Raw genomic sequence first — 541 nt, 5'->3', positions numbered from 1 at the left:
TGAGAATGAAGGACGCTGTAGGGTTTGCCGACGCGGTAGCCCCCTGGGCCTATAGCTCAGCTGGCTAGAGCGCGCGCCTGATAAGCGCGAGGTCGGTGGTTCAAGTCCACCTAGGCCCACCATTTCCCTCCCCGAGTGAGGAGGGAAGCGGTGACGCGCACCAGCATGGTAGAATGGCCGTGGGCAGTTTCCCGGGGCTGTAGCTCAGCTGGGAGAGCGCCAGCTTTGCAAGCTGGATGTCGTCGGTTCGATCCCGATCAGCTCCACAAGTTTTCTCTGAAGTCTAGAGAAGCGTTCTTTGACAAGTGCATACGAAGGGTAAGTTCAATTTCTGCTGAGAGAAGTTCTCGCAGAAGCCCTGACGAGAGTACCCGCCGACGCCGTGAGGCGAAGGCGAGGGAAAGAGTCAGGTGCTTTAATCAAGCGTAGGTAAAGAAGAAGTCTTCCAGGCTTGCTGCGAAGAGCAGGAGTCTGGGCCTTGGTTTCGAGTTTCGACAAACCGCCGGGAGGCGGGCGTGAAACAAGAGATTAGGGCAAGTAA

General features: G+C 56.9%; 2 tRNA genes. Both read left to right on the top strand.

Annotation, left to right across the window (positions count from 1 at the left end):
- Nucleotides 1–45 precede the first annotated feature (45 nt).
- Nucleotides 46–122 (top strand) — tRNA-Ile (locus HV824_RS36040).
- A gap of 71 nt (nucleotides 123–193) precedes the next feature.
- A tRNA-Ala gene (locus HV824_RS36035) sits at nucleotides 194–266 on the top strand.
- Nucleotides 267–541: the final 275 nt, after the last annotated feature.

This window comes from Myxococcus sp. AM009 (assembly GCF_013372605.1).
GTDB classification, from domain to species: Bacteria; Myxococcota; Myxococcia; order Myxococcales; family Myxococcaceae; genus Myxococcus; species Myxococcus vastator.
The sequence above is the reverse complement of the archived record's forward strand: the minus strand, read 5'-3'. Positions and strand labels throughout refer to the sequence as shown.